Source organism: Bradyrhizobium sp. CCBAU 051011, assembly GCF_009930815.1.
Classification (GTDB): Bacteria; Pseudomonadota; Alphaproteobacteria; order Rhizobiales; family Xanthobacteraceae; genus Bradyrhizobium.
This window is the reverse complement of the sequence record NZ_CP022222.1, coordinates 8,656,506-8,675,346: the sequence shown is the minus strand read 5'-3', so window position 1 is coordinate 8,675,346 and position 18,841 is coordinate 8,656,506. Positions and strand designations below refer to the sequence as shown.

Annotated in this window: 14 protein-coding genes; 8 read left to right on the top strand and 6 right to left on the bottom strand. The window is 64.3% G+C overall.

What is annotated here, in order from left to right:
• Positions 1-105 precede the first annotated feature (105 nt).
• The gene (locus tag ACH79_RS40825; protein WP_161855800.1) at positions 106-5,442 is read right to left on the bottom strand and encodes a negative regulator of septation ring formation; all 5,337 of its coding nucleotides are present in this window, start codon (positions 5,440-5,442) and stop codon (positions 106-108) included.
• A gap of 387 nt (positions 5,443-5,829) precedes the next feature.
• Between ACH79_RS40825 and ACH79_RS40820 the strand changes: the two genes are divergently transcribed.
• Positions 5,830-6,207 (top strand): Hpt domain-containing protein, encoded by a 378-nt coding sequence (locus ACH79_RS40820; RefSeq protein ID WP_161855799.1) that lies wholly within the window; start codon positions 5,830-5,832, stop codon positions 6,205-6,207.
• A gap of 131 nt (positions 6,208-6,338) precedes the next feature.
• Positions 6,339-6,659: a 2Fe-2S iron-sulfur cluster-binding protein gene (locus tag ACH79_RS40815; RefSeq protein ID WP_057835376.1), complete on the top strand. Its 321-nt coding sequence runs from the start codon at positions 6,339-6,341 to the stop codon at positions 6,657-6,659.
• 14 nt (positions 6,660-6,673) lie between these two features.
• On the opposite strand, the gene ACH79_RS40810 is transcribed toward ACH79_RS40815, so the two are convergent.
• Both ACH79_RS40810 and ACH79_RS40805 read right to left on the bottom strand, forming a co-directional pair.
• Entirely contained in the window at positions 6,674-7,810 is a 1,137-nt protein-coding gene (locus tag ACH79_RS40810; RefSeq protein WP_161855798.1) for a S9 family peptidase, read from the bottom strand.
• Positions 7,807-8,262, bottom strand: coding sequence for a thioesterase family protein (locus tag ACH79_RS40805; RefSeq protein WP_161855797.1), 456 nt, complete (start codon positions 8,260-8,262; stop codon positions 7,807-7,809). Before ACH79_RS40805 ends, ACH79_RS40810 begins: the two co-directional genes overlap by 4 nt.
• 157 nt (positions 8,263-8,419) lie before the next feature.
• Here ACH79_RS40805 and ACH79_RS40800 point away from each other — a divergent pair, with 157 nt between their 5' ends.
• Positions 8,420-9,448 (top strand): NAD(P)/FAD-dependent oxidoreductase, encoded by a 1,029-nt coding sequence (locus ACH79_RS40800; protein ID WP_161855796.1) that lies wholly within the window; start codon positions 8,420-8,422, stop codon positions 9,446-9,448.
• 115 nt (positions 9,449-9,563) lie between these two features.
• Positions 9,564-10,166 (top strand): DUF2147 domain-containing protein, encoded by a 603-nt coding sequence (locus ACH79_RS40795; RefSeq protein WP_161855795.1) that lies wholly within the window; start codon positions 9,564-9,566, stop codon positions 10,164-10,166.
• 29 nt (positions 10,167-10,195) lie between these two features.
• On the opposite strand, the gene ACH79_RS40790 is transcribed toward ACH79_RS40795, so the two are convergent.
• Positions 10,196-12,124 (bottom strand): hypothetical protein, encoded by a 1,929-nt coding sequence (locus ACH79_RS40790; RefSeq protein WP_371419493.1) that lies wholly within the window; start codon positions 12,122-12,124, stop codon positions 10,196-10,198.
• A gap of 151 nt (positions 12,125-12,275) precedes the next feature.
• On the bottom strand, positions 12,276-13,340 hold the full coding sequence (locus tag ACH79_RS40785) for a YbhN family protein (RefSeq protein WP_161855793.1): 1,065 nt from the start codon (positions 13,338-13,340) through the stop codon (positions 12,276-12,278).
• Between the two features lie 398 nt (positions 13,341-13,738).
• Here ACH79_RS40785 and ACH79_RS40780 point away from each other — a divergent pair, with 398 nt between their 5' ends.
• On the top strand, positions 13,739-14,245 hold the full coding sequence (locus ACH79_RS40780; protein WP_161855792.1) for a ferritin-like domain-containing protein: 507 nt from the start codon (positions 13,739-13,741) through the stop codon (positions 14,243-14,245).
• 359 nt (positions 14,246-14,604) lie between these two features.
• Positions 14,605-17,007: an EAL domain-containing protein gene (locus ACH79_RS40775; protein ID WP_161855791.1), complete on the top strand. Its 2,403-nt coding sequence runs from the start codon at positions 14,605-14,607 to the stop codon at positions 17,005-17,007.
• A 20-nt stretch (positions 17,008-17,027) separates the two neighbouring features.
• On the opposite strand, the gene ACH79_RS40770 is transcribed toward ACH79_RS40775, so the two are convergent.
• Positions 17,028-17,462: a hypothetical protein gene (locus tag ACH79_RS40770; protein ID WP_057861867.1), complete on the bottom strand. Its 435-nt coding sequence runs from the start codon at positions 17,460-17,462 to the stop codon at positions 17,028-17,030.
• Positions 17,463-17,531: 69 nt separating this feature from the next.
• On the opposite strand from ACH79_RS40770, the gene ACH79_RS40765 reads away from it, so the two are divergent.
• Positions 17,532-18,137, top strand: coding sequence for a hypothetical protein (locus ACH79_RS40765; protein ID WP_161855790.1), 606 nt, complete (start codon positions 17,532-17,534; stop codon positions 18,135-18,137).
• A gap of 95 nt (positions 18,138-18,232) precedes the next feature.
• On the top strand, positions 18,233-18,841 hold the full coding sequence (locus tag ACH79_RS40760; protein ID WP_161855789.1) for a YdcF family protein: 609 nt from the start codon (positions 18,233-18,235) through the stop codon (positions 18,839-18,841).

Sequence of the window (18,841 nt, the reverse complement as noted above, 5' to 3'; positions counted from 1 at the left end):
AATGACGACGGGCAGATAGTGCATTCAGGCTTCAAGGACTAAAAACAAAACGGAGGCCGCGAGGCCTCCGTTTTCCATTCGCTATTCGCCACTCGCTATTAGCGCTTACCCCAGCCGGCCCGCCGCGTGCGCGAGCAGGGTGTAGACCATCCCGGTCTCCGAGGTGAGGTGGCCGCGCAGCGCCTGCGGTCCGCGATCCTCGCGTGCGACCTCGTCCAGCAGCCGTTCGAATTCGGCGATGTAGCGGTCGACCGTCTGCTTGAAGCTGCGATCGGCGCGGTACTTGCGGGCGACCTCGTCGAACGCCTTCTGGCCGGCGGGCGTGTAGAGGCGCTTGGTGAACGCCTTGCTCTCGCCGCGCTGGTAGCGATCCCACATTTCGGCGGCAAGGTTGCGATCCATCAGCCGGCCGATGTCGAGCGACAGCGATTCCAGCGGGTTGGCCGCGCCCTGCTGCCGGCCCCGCGGCGTTTCGCGTCCGCCGGCATCGGTGCGGCTCAACAGATCGGACAGCCATCCGTCGCGTCCCGCGTCCTGAGCAGCCGGCGAGACCGGCGGGGCTTCGGTGCGGCGCTGGGCGGGCATCGGCATCGGCATGCCGAGATCGGGCGGGGGCAGGGTGGAAGCGCTGCCGGCGTCGCGCATGCGTACCTCGTTGCGGCCGCTGACCGCGGCGGCCATCACCGGCTCCTCCTGGCGTTGCACACTGGCGCGGCCGGAGGTCACGACGTCGAGGCCGCGGCCATGATGCGCGACGATCCGGTTGAGCTCGGCGAGCGCCTCGATCTGGTCGACGATCACCTTGCGCATCTGCGCGGTGTTGTCGGCGGCCTCCTGCGGCATCTCGAGCACGCCGCGGCGCAGCTCGTTGCGCGTCGCCTCCAGCTCCTGATGCATCTCGGCCGCCATCTGCTTCATGGTCTGCACCATCGCAGCGAACTTCTCGGTCGATTGCTTGAACATCGCATCGGTTTCATGCGTGCTCTGCTGGTAGAGATCGTTCATCGCATGGAGGGTCTGCTGCCGCTCGTTCTCGGCCGCAGTGCGCACCGCCTCGAACTGGCGGCTGATCGCGGCCGATCCGGCGCCCGCGGTCTCCGCGACCACGCGCGCGATGTCGCGGGCGCGCTCTTCGGCCGCGGCGAGCGATTCGTCGAGCAGGCCGGTGAAGCGCGACAGCCGCTGGTCGAGGTCGGTGGTGCGCAGGTCGATGGTGGTCACCAGAGACTCAAGCTGCGACTTGCGGTCGGCGACCGACGTCGTGGTGGAGAGGTTGGCTTTTTCTACCACGCTGGCCGCCTCGACCAGCGCCTTGCCGTGCTTCTCGAACTCGCTGGAGAGCGAGGCGAGGTCTTCCAGCGCCTTGGTGGTCTTGCCGTTGAAGACGGTGAGCTGGTCTTCCAGGGTCTGCGTGGCGACTCCATTGCGGGCGGTGACGTCGTTCATGGCGGACACGAAGTCGGCCACGCGGGTCACCAGCGCGCGTTCCAGCGAGTTGAGGTTGTCGTGGGCGCCGGTCAGCACCTCCTGCAGCAGGATGTTGCCTTCGCGCAGCCGCTCGAACAGTGCGACCGTGTCGGTGCGCAGGATCTTGCTGGTCTCCTGCATCTCGGTGACGGCGGCGATCGACACCTGTCGCGACTGGTCGATGGCCGAACGCGACGCCTGTTCGAGGTCCTTCAGCGACTTGGCCACCGCGCCGGTGGCGAGATCGCCGGCGGTGGTAATCGTGCGCGCGACGTCCGAGCCGTGGGTCGACATCGATTGCGAGAACGCCTGGCCGCGGGTTTCGATCGATTTGAGTGCGTCGGCGGTGACGCGGTCGATGTCGGTCGTGAGTTGCGTGGCCCGGGCGCCGAGCGCCTCGACCAGCGAACCGCGGCGGCTGTCCACGATCTGCGCCAGACGGTCGGTCTGCTGCTGAACATAGGTGACGATTTCGTCGGTCTTGCCGGTCATCGTCGAACCGAAATTGCTGCTCGCGGCGAGCACCGAACGCTCGATATCGGCCGAGGTCGATTTGACCTTGGAGCTGACCTCGTTGGTCGCGGCAACCAGCGCGCTCTGCGCGTTCTGCGCTGATGTCTGGATGGTATCGGTCGTAGAGGCGGTGACGGCACCGAGCGAACGCTCCATGTCGGCGGCGATCGCCTTGATCTGGTTCGCAGCCTCAGCCGAGGTCGTGGACAGCGAGCTCTGGGCCTCGCGCGCACTGCCGAGGAGGGAGGTGGCGGCGGCGGCGCCGACCGCGGCCAGCGTGCGTTCGACGTCGATCGCCAGCGACTTGACGTGGTTGGTGGCTTCCGAAGACGCCGTCATCAGCGTGTTCTGGGCTTCGCGCGCGCCCGTCGTGATCGACTCGGCGGTGGCATTGCCAGCCATCGAGAGCGAACGCTCCATGTCGGCGGCGAGCGACTTGACCTGGGTCGACGCTTCGGCGGACGCGCTCATAAGGGTATTCTGGGCCTCGCGGGCGCCGGCCGTGATCGATTCGGCGGTGGCGGTGCCGGCAAGCGACAGCGAGCGCTGTACGTCGGCGGCGAGCGACTTGACCTGATTGGCGGCCTCGGTGGAAGCAGCAACCAGTGTGCTCTGTGCCTCGCGGGCGCCCGCGGTGACAGCCTCGGCGGTCGCCGTACCGGCGATCGATAGCGAACGCTCGACATCGATGGCGAGCGACTTGACGTGGCTGGCGGCGTCGGCCGACGCGGTCACCAGCGCGCTCTGCGCCTCGCGCGCGCCTGATAGAACCGATGCGGCGGTGGCGTCGCCTGCGGCCGAGAGCGTGCGCTCGACGTCGGCGGCGAGCGACTTGATCTGCGTGGCGGCCTCGGAGGAGGCCGACACCAGCGTGGTCTGGGCATCCTTGGCGCTGGTCAGGATCGAAGTGGCGGCGCCGGTGCCGACGGCGGTGAGGGCGGCTTCGACCTCGGCGGAGGTCAGTTTGAGCTGCGCGCCGACATCGGAGGAAACCGTCAGCAGCGCCTGCTGCGCGGTGCGCGCGCCGGTCTGGATGGTCTCGGCGGTATTGACCACGAGGTTGGTCAGCGAACGCTCGGCGTCCTCGACGTGCGACTTGATGCCGGAGGACAGCATTTCGGCGCGCGACATCAGGTCTTCGCTGGCCTGGCGGCCGCTGCTTTCGATCCGGCCTGCAACGGCCTCGATGCGCGAACCGAGCAGATCCTCGAACTGCGCAACGCGGGTGTCGATGTCGCCGGCGATGGCGCCGACCCGGGTTTCGATACCGCTGGCCAGATCGCCGACGCGGGTCTCGATGCCGCTGGTGAGGTTGCCGACCCGCGTCTCAATGCCGGCAGCGATTTCGCCGACCCGCGTCTCCATGCCCTGGTGAATTTCCTGGAACCGCGCCTGGATGGTGTCGGTAAGATGGGCGCTGCGGCCATCGATGGTTTCGGTGACGTTGGTAATGCGATGGTCGACCGCTGCAATCGCTTGCGCGGTGCCCTCGGTCAGCGAGGAGGTGAGCAGGCTGAGCCGCTGGTCGATCGACTGGATCGCCTGCGCCGCGCCGTCGGTCAGTGAGACCGACAGCGTGCTGAGGCGGTTGTCGATGGTTTCGGTGACGGATTTGGCGCGGCTATCGAACGTCGTTTCCAGCGATTTCAGGCGACCGTCGACGGCCTCGTCGAACCATTTGATCTTGCTGTCGAGCGAGGTGTCGAGGTTGCTGACGCGGGTGCCGAGCTGGGTTTCGAATTGCAGTAGCCGCTGATCGAGGGAAGCGGTGATCTCGCCGCTGTTCGAGACCAGGCGCGTATCGAAGGTGTCGACGTAGTTCTTCAGGCTGTCCGATATCTCCTGGGTCCGCTGGCCCATGCGCTCGACGATCTCGCCGCCGAAGGTCTTGACGGTGCGGTCGAACTCCGAGATGTGCCGCGTGATCAGCGCGCCGAGCGTGCCGCTGTCGCGGGCGAACTTTTCCGCAAGCTCAGCGCCCTGGTTCTTCACCAGCTCGTCGTACGCGCTCATCTGCAGCGCGAGGCTGTCGTGTGCGTTCTCGGTCTGGCTGATCACCTTGGCAACCAAGGTGTTCACGGTCACGTCGAGCGCGTCGCTGGCCTTGTCGCCGGAGGTGAGGATGCGGCTCGCCAACCGGTTGCCGGCATCGTCGATCTTGCTGACGAGATCGCCCGAACGCAGTTCGAGCTCGAGCAGCAGCGAGTCGGAGGAGTTCTTCAGGGAGTCGTGGACCTGTTCGGTGCGGTCGGAGATGCCGTCGACGATGGTCGATGAGCGCTGTTCGAACTCGCCGGTGATGCGGTCGATGCGTTCGTTCAGCATCTCGTGGACGCGGTCGGCGAGATCGACGAACTCGTCGTGGACGTGGCCGGTCTTGAAGTTGAGGCTGGTGGTCAGCCGCTCGGAGGCGTCGAGCACGGCGCGCGTGGTCTCGGCGCTGGCTTCTTCCAGGCGGTCGAGCAGGTCGCCGCCGCGCTCGCCGAGTGCGAGGATCATGTTGTCGCCGGCATGGCTGAGCGCGCTCGTGATGTGCTGGCCGCGCTCTTCCAGCGCGCCGGTGATGCTTTTTGCGACCTCGTCGACGCGCGAGGCGATCGCATCCGAGATCAGCGCGATGTCGTGGCGCAGATCGATCTGAACGCCGGAAATGGCGCTGCGAACCTGCTCGGCCTGGCCGACCAGATTGTCGCGCTGATGGGCGATGTCCTGCAGCAGCGCGCGAATGCGCACTTCGTTGTCGGTATAGGCGCGCTCGAGCGCGGCGACTTCGTTGGCGACGAGCGTTTCCAGCTCGCCAGCGCGCGCGATCGCGCGCTCGACGCCATCGCCCATCGCGGCGACTTCGCGGCGGATCGCCTGGCCGACGGTCACCATGGAATCGGCGGCGGCGCCCTCGGGCTCGGAGAAGCGGATCGCGACCTGCGCCATCGACTGCGCGATCATCCGCATTTCCTGGCCACGCCAGGCAAGGCTGGCGAGGAAGTAGAACAGCAGCACCGGCGCAAAGAACAACGCCGCAAGGCCGGCGAGCACCAGCACGCCACCGCTCTGTCCGATCGCCGCCTGCAGCGAGGGCAGGAAGCTGATGGTCAGAAGGGCGCAACCGAGCACCCAGACGCCGCCAAAGGCGGTGGCAAGCGTGTAGACGCTGCGGGCGGGGTGGTTCTTCTGGATCGCCTGCAGAATCTGTCCGATGGTTTCGCGATCGTCATTGGCGGCGCGACGGGGGCTGCGCGGCTCGTCGATCGAATCGAACACGGGACGCTCGGCGCTTCCGCGCGTGTCGAACGGCGCTTCCGAATAGGAGGGGGCGGCGGAGGGCATGGACGGCGGCGCGAGTTCACCGCCGATCGAATTTCGGTTGGGGTCGACGGACGTATCGCTGATGTTGAGCGCTTCCTGAATGGCGGAGAGCGCGACTTCGGTGGGATCTTTGACCTTCTTCGGATTGTTCGCCATGTCAGTCCGAGCCCTCTTAAACGTACGCGCCCAGCCGTTCTTGCAAAAACCCCCGCAAGCTCGAAGCCGGATTCATAACCCCCAGCGGACCGCAAGCGTGCCCGCCGGCAGCTTGTCCGCACACATCCGCAAACATCCTATTGGTAGAGCGATACGAATGAAATGGCCGCGATTAAGACATTCTTAATCATCGTTAACAGTTTTGTTCCTTAAAGCCTTACGGATACACAAATTTCTGGAACCGGATTCCGGATCAAGACAGATTTTTGTCAAAAATAAGGAGAAATTACGGCGAATACGGAGAACGTTCCGTTAACTACTGTCGTGGTTGGCTCACCCAAGAGCGCTCCTCCGAGAATCAGTGGCGGGGGCGGGATCTCCAAGGCCATGCCGCTTCCTCTCGAACGGATTGAATGGATGCCATCGCCACCGCTGGCTCCCGGCGGCGGGCCGATCGATTTCGACCACCTCCAGCGCATGACGCTCGGCGACGCCGGTATCGAGCAGGAGGTGTTGACGATGTTCTCGGCCCAGTCGTTAAAACTCGTGCTCACGCTCGCTGCCGCACCTGCGGATGCCACTGCGCTGGCGCACACGCTCAAGGGGTCGGCCCGCGCGATCGGCGCCTTTGCCGTCGCCGAGGCTGCAGCCCGGCTGGAGGCGGCCATCGCGAGCGGCTCCGACGCCGCCGCGGCGCTCGCCGAACTCGGCGAGGCGGTTGCGCAGGCCCGGGAAGCGATCGAGGCGGTTCTGCGCCGTTCCTGAGCGGAAAACCGGCCAAAACCTTCGTATAATGCCTCGTTTAAGGTTTTCGTCCCGACCGCTGGCGCTGTACGGATCGACCCGTTATAGGACTGCCGGGACCTTCCTCACAGATTCCGGCAGCACGAGCGATCATGGCCAAAATCCACTTTGTCGACCACACGGGCGAAAAACGAACCATTGAAGTCGAGAACGGCGCGACCGTGATGGAAGCCGCGATTCGCAACGCCATCCCGGGCATCGAGGCCGAATGCGGCGGCGCCTGCGCCTGCGCGACGTGTCACGTCTATGTCGAGGAAGCCTGGCGCGAGAAGGTCGGCGCGCCGACCCCGATGGAAGAAGACATGCTGGATTTCGGTTTTGACGTGCGGCCGAACTCGCGCCTGTCATGCCAGATCAAGGTGAGCGACGACCTCGACGGTCTCGTGGTGTCGACGCCGGAGCGGCAGGCCTGAAGTCCGGAGGACGTTCAGCGCGATCCGGCGTTGGCGGTTTCGGCGAGATGGTCGTCGACCGCATATAGCGCGCAATCGGGCGCATACTCTGCGCAGGCGGCAAGCGCTGTTTCCGCCGCTTCGCGCGCCGACCGGCGCGCGCTGCGGAAAGCAAAAGCGCCCTTTGGCGAGACAGCAAACGCCCTGTGCGGGCTCGCGGAAAGATAATCGGCAAATCCCGCGCGCCCCTTGTCGCGCAGTTGCGGCGGCGGTGGAATTGACGAGGGTGCCGGCATCGCGGCGATGTCGCGCGTTCCGAGATTTTGATCGCGCAGGAAGCCATCGACCGCTGACGTCCAGAGCGGGATGCCACGCGAAAATAGAAAATGCCCATCTTCGCCATGTGGCGGAAAATGCCCATCTTCGCCATGTGGCGGGAAGTCGACGAATTGAGCCCGCCCGCCGGCGCCGGTAAAGCCAGCGTGCATTCTGCGCACCAGCTCGGGTCCGAAGAACCTGTCGTTCTGCGCATAGATCCACAGCGTCGGAATCCGCGATGTCTTGCCGAGCGTGGTGAAGGCGCGGACGAGGGCATCCTCGTCGCAGACCTCGTTGTTGGCGCGCGAACCGCGGCCGCCGGCGAAGTTGATCGCGGCGACGAGGCCCGGCGGTGGATCGGCGGTCAGCGCCAGCGATGCGAAACCGCCGGCGGAGACGCCGACGGCGATCATGCCATCGGTCGAAACGTCGGTCCGGCTCCTCATGGCCTCGATCGCCGCCCGCAAATCGCTCGCCGACTCGCGCGCCGCCCGCATGTAGTCGCGCCGCTCACATGGGCCGCTGCTCTCGGCATATTGGCCGCCGGAATCGCCGTAGCCCCTGCGCATGAAGACCAGCGCCGCAAAGCCCCGCCGGGCGAATTCGAGCGCTTGGCGATAAGATCCGTACGGCGACATCGGCGCCCGCGAAAGCCCCTCGCGCGGCGTGCCGTGGCTGATCAGGGCGAGTGGATAGCGCCGCGTGCCCGAGGGCCTGAGCAGCATCGCTTCAAGTCCGCGCGGACCCGCAGCCTCCATCGGAATGCGCAACTCCTCGCGATGATATTCCGCCGCCGCGGCAGATCGTGGCGTGATGCTCGCGACCACAAGCAGGAGCAGGGCGGCCCACCTCATCCGGGGTCGACGCCGTGGCGGATCCACGGCGCAAATTTTGCCTTCAGCTCAGGTGTCAACGGCACCGGCTTGCGCGTGACTTCATCTATCAGAACCGTGATCGCACGCGCTGAAGCTACGCATTTGCCTTCGGAAAACACCACCTGATCGAAGCTCACCGAGGTGCGGCCGAACTTGGCGACGCCGAGCCCCAATTCGATCTTGCCCGGCCAGTGCAACTCGGCGCGGAAATGGATGTCGATCCGCACCATGATCCAGCCGAGGCCCTCCGGGATCAGCCCGTAGCTGCGATCCTTCATCAGCGTGACGCGGCCGGTTTCGAAATAGGTCGCGTAGACCGCATTGTTGACATGCTGGTTGGGATCGAGGTCGGCAAAGCGCACATTGTCCGACAGGCGATAGGGAAAATCTTCCAGACGCGGGGTCGCGTCGGGACGCAAGGGGGCGTTCACGGGGCCATCTCCGAAAATCTCGCCTCCTTACAGCCCACTTGTCGAATGGCGGCAAGGGGTTGCGGCGACCGGGAACGCGATATTTGGCTTTCCTGTTGCCGCCGCCTTGGCTAGACAGATGCGGCCTTCCCGACAGTTTAACCGAAAAGAAGCTGATATGAGCGAAGCGATCAAAACAGATGTGCTGATTATTGGCGCGGGTCCGTGCGGACTGTTCGCCGTCTTCGAACTGGGCCTGTTGGACATGAAGGCGCATCTGGTCGACATCCTCGACAAGATCGGCGGCCAGTGCGCCGAGCTCTACCCGGAAAAGCCGATCTACGACATTCCCGGCATCCCCTTCGTCACCGGGCAGGGCCTCACCGAGGCGCTGCTCGAACAGGTCAAGCCGTTCGGCCCGACCTTCCATCTCAACGAGATGGTCGAGACGATCGACAAGATCGGCGATCCGCTGTTCCGCGTGACGACCGATGCCGGCAAGATATTCGAGTGCAAGGTGGTGGTGATTTCCGCAGGCGGCGGTTCGTTCCAGCCGAAGCGTCCCCCGGTGCCGGGCATCGAGGCCTATGAAGGCTCTTCGGTGTTCTATGCCGTGCGCAAGATGGAGCAGTTTCGCGACAAGAGTATCCTGATCGTCGGCGGCGGCGATTCCGCGCTCGACTGGACTCTCAATCTGCATCCGATCGCAAAGCGCGTGACGCTCTTGCACCGGCGCGACGATTTCCGTGCTGCGCCCCACAGCGTCGAGCAGATGCGCGCGCTGGTCGCGAGCGGCAAGATGGATTTGAAGATCGGTCAGGTGACGTCGCTCGAAGGCGAGGGCGGCAAGCTGTCTGGCGCCGTGATGAAGGGCAACGACAACGCGATCTCGAAAATCGAGTGCGATACGATGCTGCCGTTCTTCGGGCTGACCATGAAGCTCGGTCCCGTCGCGAACTGGGGCGTCGCGCTGGAGAACAATCTGGTGCCGGTCGACACCGCGGCGTTCGAGACCAACGTTCCCGGCATCTTCGCGATCGGCGACATCAACACCTATCCCGGCAAGCTCAAGTTGATCCTGTCCGGATTCCACGAGGGCGCGCTGATGGCGCAGAAGGCGCACCGCTACGTCTATCCGGACAAGCGGCTGGTGTTCCAGTACACCACCTCGTCGTCGAGCCTGCAGAAAAAGCTCGGGGTCACCTGAGTTCCCAAAAATGTTAGGCGCGGTGCTTGGTTGGGGCGACGATCGCGACTGGAACCCTCCGCGAAATGGCCTTAGTCTGCGGCCATTCATTTAGGGAATTGATCAGGTGATGACGATGCGCAAGCTGACCGGATTTCAACTGGTGCTCTCGATCGTGATCGGTCTCGCCTTCACCGGCGAGCTCGCCGCGCAGCCGGCGGAGCCTTCCGCGGCGGGGCTGTGGGAGAAGGTCGAGAAGGGCAAGCCGGTCGGATGGTTCCTGGTGGTCGATCGCAACGGCCTGTTCGAAGGCGTGTTCGCCAAGCTCTTTCTCCAGCCCGGCGATCCGCCCAATCCGACCTGCGCGAAATGCACCGACGATCGCAAGGATGCGCCGTGGCTCGGGCTCTCCTTCATCCGCGACATGAAGCGGGAGGGCCTGAAATACGAGAACGGCAACGTGCTCGATCCGCGCGATGGCAAGATCTACAAAGCCAAGATGACGCTCAGTCCCGACGGGCAGACGCTGACGATGCGCGGTTATCTCGGCATCTCGCTGCTGGGCAAGGATGAGGTCTGGAACCGCTTGCCGGACACGACGCTGGCGCAAGTCGATCCTGCGATCATCGCCAAATATCTGCCGGCGCACGCCGCGGCGATGAAACAACCACCGGCGAAGGCTCCGGCCGTCAAGAAGGCCACCACTCCGGTGCCTGCGGCACCCGCGCCTGCCAAATAGCAAACGCGCTGCGAAGCGATGTCGCCTTGCTAGTACAGCCCGCCGCTGCGGCCCGGCGGCCGCGGCGCATTTTGCATCTGTGCCGGTGGCGCGATCGGCTGCGAAGTGACTTCAGGCACCGCCGCATCGAGCTGCAGCACGGCGGCGGCGGCCGGCACGGCTGCATCCGCCATTGCAGCATGGCCCTCGGCGCTCGGATGCACCGCGCCGCCATAGACCGCCGACAACACGCCCCAAGTTGCGTCATGGATATCGGACGGCTGCTGCGACGTCGGCAGGCCTTGCGGATAGGTCATCGCGGCGAAGTAGCTGTCATTGGCATCGCGGATCCAGCGCGCGCGCGGCAGATAGGCGCGGTACTCGCCGGCGCTGCGGCCGCACAGCATCGGCTGGTTGGCGGCCGTGACGATATCGGGATCGAAGCTGTCGCCCTTCGCCGAAAAGCACTGCCGGTCGAATTCGGGATCGCTTTCGGCGCGCGCGCAGAAGCCGTGGCTGGCAAAAGCGGCCTGATGGCTGTCGACGAAGGTCATGCGGTCGGTGCGCGGATTGCGGCACAAGATGCCGCCCTCGCAGAGCGCCAGCCCTCGTAGCTGCGGCAGGAATTCGTTTTCGACGAAGTTTGACACGGCGGTCAGCCGCTGCGGCTGGGCATTGAAGGAGGGATGAATGTCGAAGCCGCCGCGTCCGCCGGGGCAGGGAGCACCGCCATTCACAAGCGTCGGATTGGCGTAGGAGGTGTAGACGACCCGCGACAGGTCGCCACCGACAAGGGGCTTGAGCGCCTCGCGCAGCTTGGCAAAGCCCTGCGGCAGATCCCGCGCCATGGCGCTGCGTGCATCGTCGACCGAAGCCATCACGCCGCTGCGCCGAAACAGCGCGCGTTCGGTCGCGGTGTCCACGATGACGTCGGCGACGAGGCCGGAGAAATAGATGTCGTTGGCGCCGATCGACAACAGCACCAGGTCGAGCTGACGGTCCGACTGCCGGCGCTTTGCGGCGGTGACGGCTTCGCGCAACTCGGCCAGTTGTCCGTTCACGGTGCCCTGACATGCGCCGCCCGCTTTCGACGGCAGGCAATCGCGGGCGCGCTGCGAGCCGAACAGTCCATCGGCGATAGTGGCGCCGGTGCAGGCCAGCGGCAGATAAGTCACCGCGATGTGCGGATATCTGATGGCGAGCGCCAGTGCGGTCCGGGTCTGATAGCTGTAGAGCGAACGGTGGCAGGCAGGGTTGAACCACAGCGCGCTCTGCCGCTGCCAGACGGCGAGGGAATCAGGCGCCTCGCAGGCGCGCCCGCCTTTATAGCTGGCGCGGCTCGGCCGGTAATATTGCGCAGCCGCCGTTCCGAGATAGGAGCGGAAGCAAAAGCCTTCATCGGCGAGCGCAATCGGGCGGTCCGGATTTCCTTCGCCGGAAGCGATGCTGTCGCCGATGCCTGCGATGAAGATGTCGCGCACCGCGATCTCGGTGAAAGCGCGCTGAGTGCCTTCCGAACTGGATATGTCGGCGGTCACGACTGTGGTGCGGCCATAGCGGACCCGCAGATTGACCGGTTCGGCGCAGTCAAAGGTCGAAGTCTGCGGGCCGTCGCCGTCGTCCACCGTCCAGGCGCAGGTGGCGCCGACCGGCACCGGGCCCGTCAGACGGATCACGACCGGATGATCGATCGGCGTCAGATAGCTTTCCTTGACGTTGTCGCGGTTGCAGGGTTCGTTGACGCGGCCGGCGAGATCGATACAGAGTCGGTTCACGGTGTTGCGCGCCCAGCCGCGACCGTCGCTCTGGATTGCCAGCACCTGCTCCGACGCCAGCACGCTGCGGCCGCGCCCGGCTTCTGCGTGCAGCAGGAAGTCCCGCTCCTCGCGGAACAGGCGGAAGCGGTTGCGCACTTCCCAGGAAATCTGCAGCGGCCCATAGCCGCCGGCGGTCTGGGCCTGCGCAGCGGATGCGGACATGCCGACCAGCCCAGCGGCAATCAGCGCGACCGACATCATCGAACGTATGAGAATTCCAGCCATGGCGTCGTTTGACGTTAGCGGTAAGGCGGAAATAAGAGAATGAGCCAGCTTCGGCCCAAAAGACCAGACGGCGCAGATAACGACGGCGTTACTGGCCGCGGGATTGGCCTCTCTCGACACGTTGCCGCACCCTGGCCTTGGCGGTGCAGGCTTCGCTGAGCCGGCGGCGTTCCAGCCAAGGCTGCACCACGCTGAGCCAGAGCTCGCGCGTCCCCATGATCCAGATCGAGATGCCGAACGGGATCAGGAAATATAGAATTCGGAACACCACCAGCGTCGCGAGCAATTGTTCCTTGCCGAACTGCGGCAGCGCCACCAGCATCGCCGCGTCGAACACGCCAATGCTGCCGGGCGCGTGACTGGCAAAGCCGAGCAGCGTCGCCAGGATGAACACCACCGCCAGCGAAACGAAATCGATATGCGGCGACATCGGCATCAACAGATACATCGCCAGCGCACAGAAGCCGAGATCGACGACGCCGATCAGGACCTGCAGCAGCGTCAGTCGCGCCGAGGGCAATACGACTTTCCAGCCATTCTGCCCGAGCTCGCGGCGGCCCTTGCCCATCAGCAACCAGACGAAATACGCCGCGATGCCGGCCAGGCAGCCGATCGCGATCAGCCGGTTCATCGCCGGCGGCAGCAGGTCCATCGCCGATGCCGCTTCGGGATGCCAGGCCATGCCGCAGCCGAGCACGAACAGATTGCCGAGCCAGAAGGTGAGGCCCGAGAGAAAGCAGATTTTTGCGACATCGATCGCCGTCAGGCCGTAGTCGGAATAAATCCGGAACCTGATCGCGCCGCCGGTAAAGACGGTGGCGCCGATATTGTGGCCGATGGTGTAGCTGGTGAAGCTCGACAGCGCGGCGATGCGGTAAGGGACGTGATTCTTGCCAATGGTTCGCAATGCGAAGAAATCATAGAAAGTGAGCGTGCAGAACGCACCGACCACGCACAGCGCCGCCAGCGCGATGCGATGCGGCGCGATTTCGGTCAGCGCAGTCAGAATCACCCCGGTATCGACACCCTTGAGGGTGCGAACCAGATGGGTGATCGCAAGAGCTATGATGAGAAGACTCGCAGCGATTCCTAGCCGTTTCCAGCCGATCTTCTCCTTGAAGCCGCGCCCGAGCGCGGTCAGCAGCCGATGCATTCATCCTCCCGGCGGGGCGGCAATAGGTAAAGGTGGGCCTGTCACGGCACGTGACAGTCGACGGGCAGAGGGCACCGTGCGCGCAACCCATAAGCCAAAACCGGACCGTTGTGCAGCCCTTGACAAGCATGCCTTTTGGCTTCGCTCGCCGTCTTTGTCATACGCCCTACATATGTCGCCGCGTTAACGATTTTGAGTCGCAATGAGGTCCGTTTCCGCGGTGCTGTTTTTGTCCGCGGCGTTCCAGCGTTTCCAGCGTTCCATCGCGACGTTTTCGGGGCGATTAGGAACATCGCATTCGCGAGCCGGTTAGCCTCCATCAGCATCGAACACGAAGCGCGCGACGGGGCCAAAAACCAGGCCGTGCACCCGCGTGTTCCAAACGGAGGACGACGGCAATGGGACTCTTCACCAAAGACATCAAGACCATGAACGACCTGTTCATCCACCAATTGCAGGACATCTATTACGCCGAGAAACAACTCGTGAAGGCGCTGCCAAAAATGGCCGAAAAGGCCACCGACAAGCAGCTAAAGCAGGGCTTTTTGACACATCTCGACGAAACCAGGACGCATGTACAGCGCCTGGAAGAGGTGTTCCGCATGCACGGCGCCGAGGTGAAGGCGGTCGATTGCCCGGCCATCGACGGCATCATCGAGGAAGCCGATGAAGTTGCGGCCGAGGTCGAAGACAAGGCTGTGCTGGATGCAGCGCTGATCAACGCCGCGCAGGCCGCCGAGCACTATGAAATTACCCGCTACGGCAGCCTGATTGCGTGGGCGCGGCAGCTTGGGCGCAACGATTGCGCCAGCATCCTGCAGCAGACGCTCGACGAGGAAAAGACGACCGACAAGAAGCTGACCTCGCTGGCGGAAGGCAAGGTCAACCTGCGCGCCGCAAGCTGATCGTCGCCCTGGTTGAGGCAAATCGCCGCGCGGGAAGAATATCTCGCGCGGCGTTTTTCTCGCGCAGGCGGCTGACAGCATCCATACTTCGATATCCGTTGAAGTGTTATATCGAAACGGACCTGTTTGAGCGGCATGGGCGCCCTGAAGGGTGACCCATGCGCAACGCTCACCTCAGATCCGGGCCGCTTTTCGGGCCCCGCTGCAGCAGTGGTGCTTGCTAACGCCCGTTAACCATCGGCAGGCTGCGGCCGGTTGAGTTCCAAAACGTTTGTTCACCATCCGCCCACTCCGGATTGAGGTGGTTACTCCAAATATACGAATGGGACCGTTGTTACAGACCGCTGGGGGAGTCTGTAATGTACCGCGTCTTAACTTGCCTCACCACTGAACATGATTGGCGCCTGGTCGTATTGGCAGGCACCATCTGCTGGCTCGCCAGCGCTGTCGCCATAAGCCTGTTTCATCGCGCCAGGGCATCGCGCGGCCGGACGCGCGCAGTCTGGATCGGTCTCGACGCGGCTGTCGGAGGCTGCGGAATCTGGGCCACTCATTTCGTCGCGATGCTGGCTTACGATCCGGGCGCGGGTGCCGGATACAGCATACCCGTCACCTTGTTGTCGCTGGTCTTCGCGATAGCCATCGTGGCCACCGGTCTTTGCATTGCGTTATCCAGTTCACGTCGGTGGGTGGTTGGCCTTGGCGGCGCCGTCATCGGCGGCGGTGTCGCAGCGATGCACTATACCGGCATGGCAGCGCTCGAGCTGCCGGCGTTCATTGTATGGTCGCACGGCCTCGTGCTGGCCTCGATCGTGTTTGGCAGCCTGTTCGCGGCCATCGCGCTTCTTGTCGCGATACGCCGTGACAATCCGGTCCATACCATGGCCGCCACCGGGCTGCTGACGGTTGCCATCGTCTCGCATCATTTCACGGCGATGGGCGCGGTCACGTTGATTCCGGATCCGACTCTCGGCTCCGACACGATGTCGATTTCCCCGACCGCGCTATCGTTCCTGACGGCGGTCGCGGCATTCGCCATCCTCGGCCTGTCGCTGCTGGCGGCGATGATCGACCGCCGCGCCAAGGGCGAACTCCATAGTCAGAAAGTCCTGCTCGATACCGCGCTCGACAACATGTCGCAGGGACTTTGCATGTTCGATGCGGATGGCCGCATCCTGCTCAACAATCAACGCTATGCCGAAATGATGGGGCGCACCGGCATGGCTCTTCAAGGCCGTTTGCTGCTCGACGTGCTTCGGCAGCAGAAGGCGCTCAATCGCTGGGACGGTGATCCCGATCAGTTCGTCGCCAGCGTGATTGCCGCCGCCAGGGCCGGCGACAGCGTGACCAGGACGTTGACCCGCAATGGACGGTCGATCCGCGTGGTCGATCAGCCCAAGAACGGCGGCGGATGGGTCGCTACCTTCGAAGACATCACCGAATGGCAGCAGGCCCAGGAACAGATTTCCCACATGGCGCGCCATGACGCGCTGACCAATCTGCCGAACCGGATACTATTCCGCGAGCAGCTCGAAAAGGCGTTGCGGCTCGCCAAGCGCAGCGATCAGCTCGCGGTGCTCTGTCTTGACCTCGACCACTTCAAGGACATCAACGATTCGCTCGGTCATCCCGTTGGCGACGCGCTATTGAAGGAAGTCGCCCGCCGTCTCGGCGCATGCATCGGTGAGAACGACACAGTGGCGCGGCTCGGCGGAGACGAATTCGCCATTGTGCAGTTCTGCAACGATTGCGATCCGTCCGCCGTCGCCTTGCTCGCCAGCCACGTCGTCGAGCAGGTTTCCGCGCCTTACGAGATCGCCGGCCACCAGCTCGTCATCGGCGTCAGCATCGGCATTTCGCTGGCGCCGGAAGACGGCAAGAATCCCGACGAGCTGCTCAAGAAGGCCGATCTCGCGCTCTATCGCGCCAAGGAAGACGGCCGCGGCACCTATCGTTTCTTCGAGACCGGGATGGACGCCCGCGCGCAGGCGCGGCGGCTCCTGGAACTCGACTTGCGCGCGGCGCTACAGCGCAAGGAGTTCGAAGTCTATTACCAGCCGATCCGCGACGTCGCCAAAGACGTCGTCGTTGGCTTCGAAGCCCTGGTGCGGTGGAATCATTCGCTGCGCGGCATGATCTCTCCGGTCAACTTCATTCCGCTGGCGGAGGAAACCGGCCTGATCGTGCCGATCGGCGAGTGGGTGTTGTGCCAGGCCTGCATGGACGCCGCCCGGTGGTCGCGGGATGTCGGTGTCGCCGTCAATCTCTCGCCGGTGCAGTTCAAGAATCCCAATCTGGTGTTGACGGTGAAGGAGGCGCTGAAAGCCTCCGGTCTTCCGGCGGACCGGCTTGAGCTCGAGATCACGGAATCGGTATTGCTGCAGAACAGTGAGGCCACGCTTTCCGTTCTGCACGAGCTTCGCGCCTTCGGGGTGCGGATTTCGCTCGATGACTTCGGAACCGGATACTCTTCGCTCAGCTACCTGCGCAGCTTCCCGTTCGACAAGATCAAGATCGACCGCTCGTTCATCACTGAACTGGCGACGCGCGATGATTCGATGGCGATCGTCCGCGCCGTGACCGGCCTCGGCAAGAGTCTGGGCATCGTCACCACGGCGGAAGGCGTCGAGACCGTCGAGCAGTTCGACCTGTTGCGCCAGGAAGGTTGCACACAGGCGCAAGGCTATTTGTTCAGCCCGCCGCGTCCCGTGGCCGAGGTGGAAACGATGCTGTCGAAGGCCCGCGCGAAGGTCGTCGCCTGATTGTTTTAAGCCTGCTTTCCTCAGGCCTTGCGCAGCGCGAAATGCGCGCCGCAAAACGCCATCACGGCACCGAGGCACAGGGCGGCGAGACCGGCGAGCACGCCCGATACGGTCGGGACCGGGCTCGGCGCCGAGGCGGCCTGTCCGGCTCCGGCAAGGATCAGCACACCGACCACGATCAGGAACTGCCGCATCCGTTGCGGAATCTGGCCCGAGGCCGCGCCATGCATCAAATTGGCGGTGAAATAGCCGCCGGAAAAGCCCACGGTCGCAATCAGCCACCACGCGATCGCCGCGCCCGCGGGCATGAACTCGCCGGTATTGGACCGCCACAGGCCGCCGAGATCGAGCCCGTAGCGCGCGCCCAGCATGTGCACGGCAAGCGCCAGCAGCACTCCGGAAACTATCGCGCCGGCCAGGATCAGGCGGCGCGGAAAATAAGTCGTCTGGGCCATGGCCCGCTTGTAAGGTAAAGCCGGCGCGCCGCGCAAGCAGGCGGGCTCAAACGTCACGGATATTTTGAATTGCCGACATCACTACCGAACCAGGCAACGGAAGGCGAGCGCGCGCGCACGGTCAGCTACGCCTACAAGGCGTCGCTGATCTCGTCGGCGCAGCAATTCGAACTGACGGACGCCGGATTGTCGTGGCGGATCGGCAGCCGGTCCGGCGTATGGCCCTATGCCGAGATTGCTTCGATCCGCCTGTCATATCGGCCGATGACGATGCAATCCCGCCGCTTTCGCGCCGATATCGCAAGGACCGGCGGCGGACGGATCGCCATCCTTTCGACGAGCTGGCAGACGGTTGCATTGATGACGCCGCAGGACCAGGGCTACCGCGCCTTCATCACCGAGCTGCATCGCAGGATGAAGGCGGCGGGCAGTACGGCTTCCCTGAACGGCGGCATCGGGACGGTGACCTATGCCGTGGCAGTTGCAATGCTGGCACTGCTGGCCATCGCCATGGTCGGACTTCTTGTGCGGGCGCTCGCGACTTCCGAATTCATCGGCGCGTTGTTTCTGGTCGGCATGGCGATCTGGTTTGCCTGGACCGTCGGCGGCTTCATCAAGCGCAATCGGCCGCGCAGATATTCGTTCGACGCGCTTCCCGAGACACTGCTGCCGTAGTCTGATTCGCAATCAAGCGACACGAAATGTGATTTCGCGAAGCGCCGCAAGGCGCGGCACTTTGTGCGGCATTCCCTGATACGAAGCGAGTGGCCGTGACAATTCCGACGACGCGATTGCCAACGGAAGCCGAGATCGCCGCGATCAATGCGCGGCATCTGGTCGAGACGCCGCTGCGGCCGGCCGACCTGCTGTTCGTATTCGGTACGCGCCAGGATGTCGACGGACGCGTCGACGAAGCCTGCCGGCTGTGGCGGGCGGGATATTTCCGCTGGGCCATCGTGAGCGGCGGAGTGACGCCGGGATCGGACCGCTCGGAATGCGCGATCATTGCCGATGCAATGATGGCGCGCGGCGTTCCGGCCAACATCATCCTGAGAGAGGATCGCGCAATGAACACCGGCGAGAACGTGATCTATTCGCTGCCCATCATCGACGCCGCGCTGGGGCTCGGCAACATCCGCAGCGTGATCTGCCTCGGCAATACCTGGACGGCGCGCCGCTATCCGATGACGTTGCACCGGCACTGGCCGGAAGTGGAGAAGATGCTGGTCATGGTCGACAGCTTCAAGACGCCGCGGGCGCTTTGGCACACCGACGCCGAATTCAGCCGCCGCATGCTCGGTGAATGGGACAAGATCGAGCCCTACAAGGCGAGGGGCTTTATCGCGGAGTGGCCGGCGGGCGAAACCTGCGACCGATAG

Excerpts from the sequence above, each read along its gene's own strand:
- ACH79_RS40825 (WP_161855800.1), bottom strand. The coding sequence starts at position 5,442 with ATGGCGAACAATCCGAAGAAGGTCAAAGATCCCACCGAAGTCGCGCTC.
- ACH79_RS40785 (WP_161855793.1), bottom strand. The coding sequence starts at position 13,340 with ATGCATCGGCTGCTGACCGCGCTCGGGCGCGGCTTCAAGGAGAAGATC.
- ACH79_RS40775 (WP_161855791.1), top strand. The coding sequence starts at position 14,605 with ATGTACCGCGTCTTAACTTGCCTCACCACTGAACATGATTGGCGCCTG.
- ACH79_RS40770 (WP_057861867.1), bottom strand. The coding sequence starts at position 17,462 with ATGGCCCAGACGACTTATTTTCCGCGCCGCCTGATCCTGGCCGGCGCG.
- ACH79_RS40790 (WP_371419493.1), bottom strand. The coding sequence starts at position 12,124 with ATGTCCGCATCCGCTGCGCAGGCCCAGACCGCCGGCGGCTATGGGCCG.
- ACH79_RS40820 (WP_161855799.1), top strand. The coding sequence starts at position 5,830 with ATGCCGCTTCCTCTCGAACGGATTGAATGGATGCCATCGCCACCGCTG.
- ACH79_RS40780 (WP_161855792.1), top strand. The coding sequence starts at position 13,739 with ATGGGACTCTTCACCAAAGACATCAAGACCATGAACGACCTGTTCATC.
- ACH79_RS40810 (WP_161855798.1), bottom strand. The coding sequence starts at position 7,810 with ATGAGGTGGGCCGCCCTGCTCCTGCTTGTGGTCGCGAGCATCACGCCA.
- ACH79_RS40815 (WP_057835376.1), top strand. The coding sequence starts at position 6,339 with ATGGCCAAAATCCACTTTGTCGACCACACGGGCGAAAAACGAACCATT.
- ACH79_RS40800 (WP_161855796.1), top strand. The coding sequence starts at position 8,420 with ATGAGCGAAGCGATCAAAACAGATGTGCTGATTATTGGCGCGGGTCCG.
- ACH79_RS40795 (WP_161855795.1), top strand. The coding sequence starts at position 9,564 with ATGCGCAAGCTGACCGGATTTCAACTGGTGCTCTCGATCGTGATCGGT.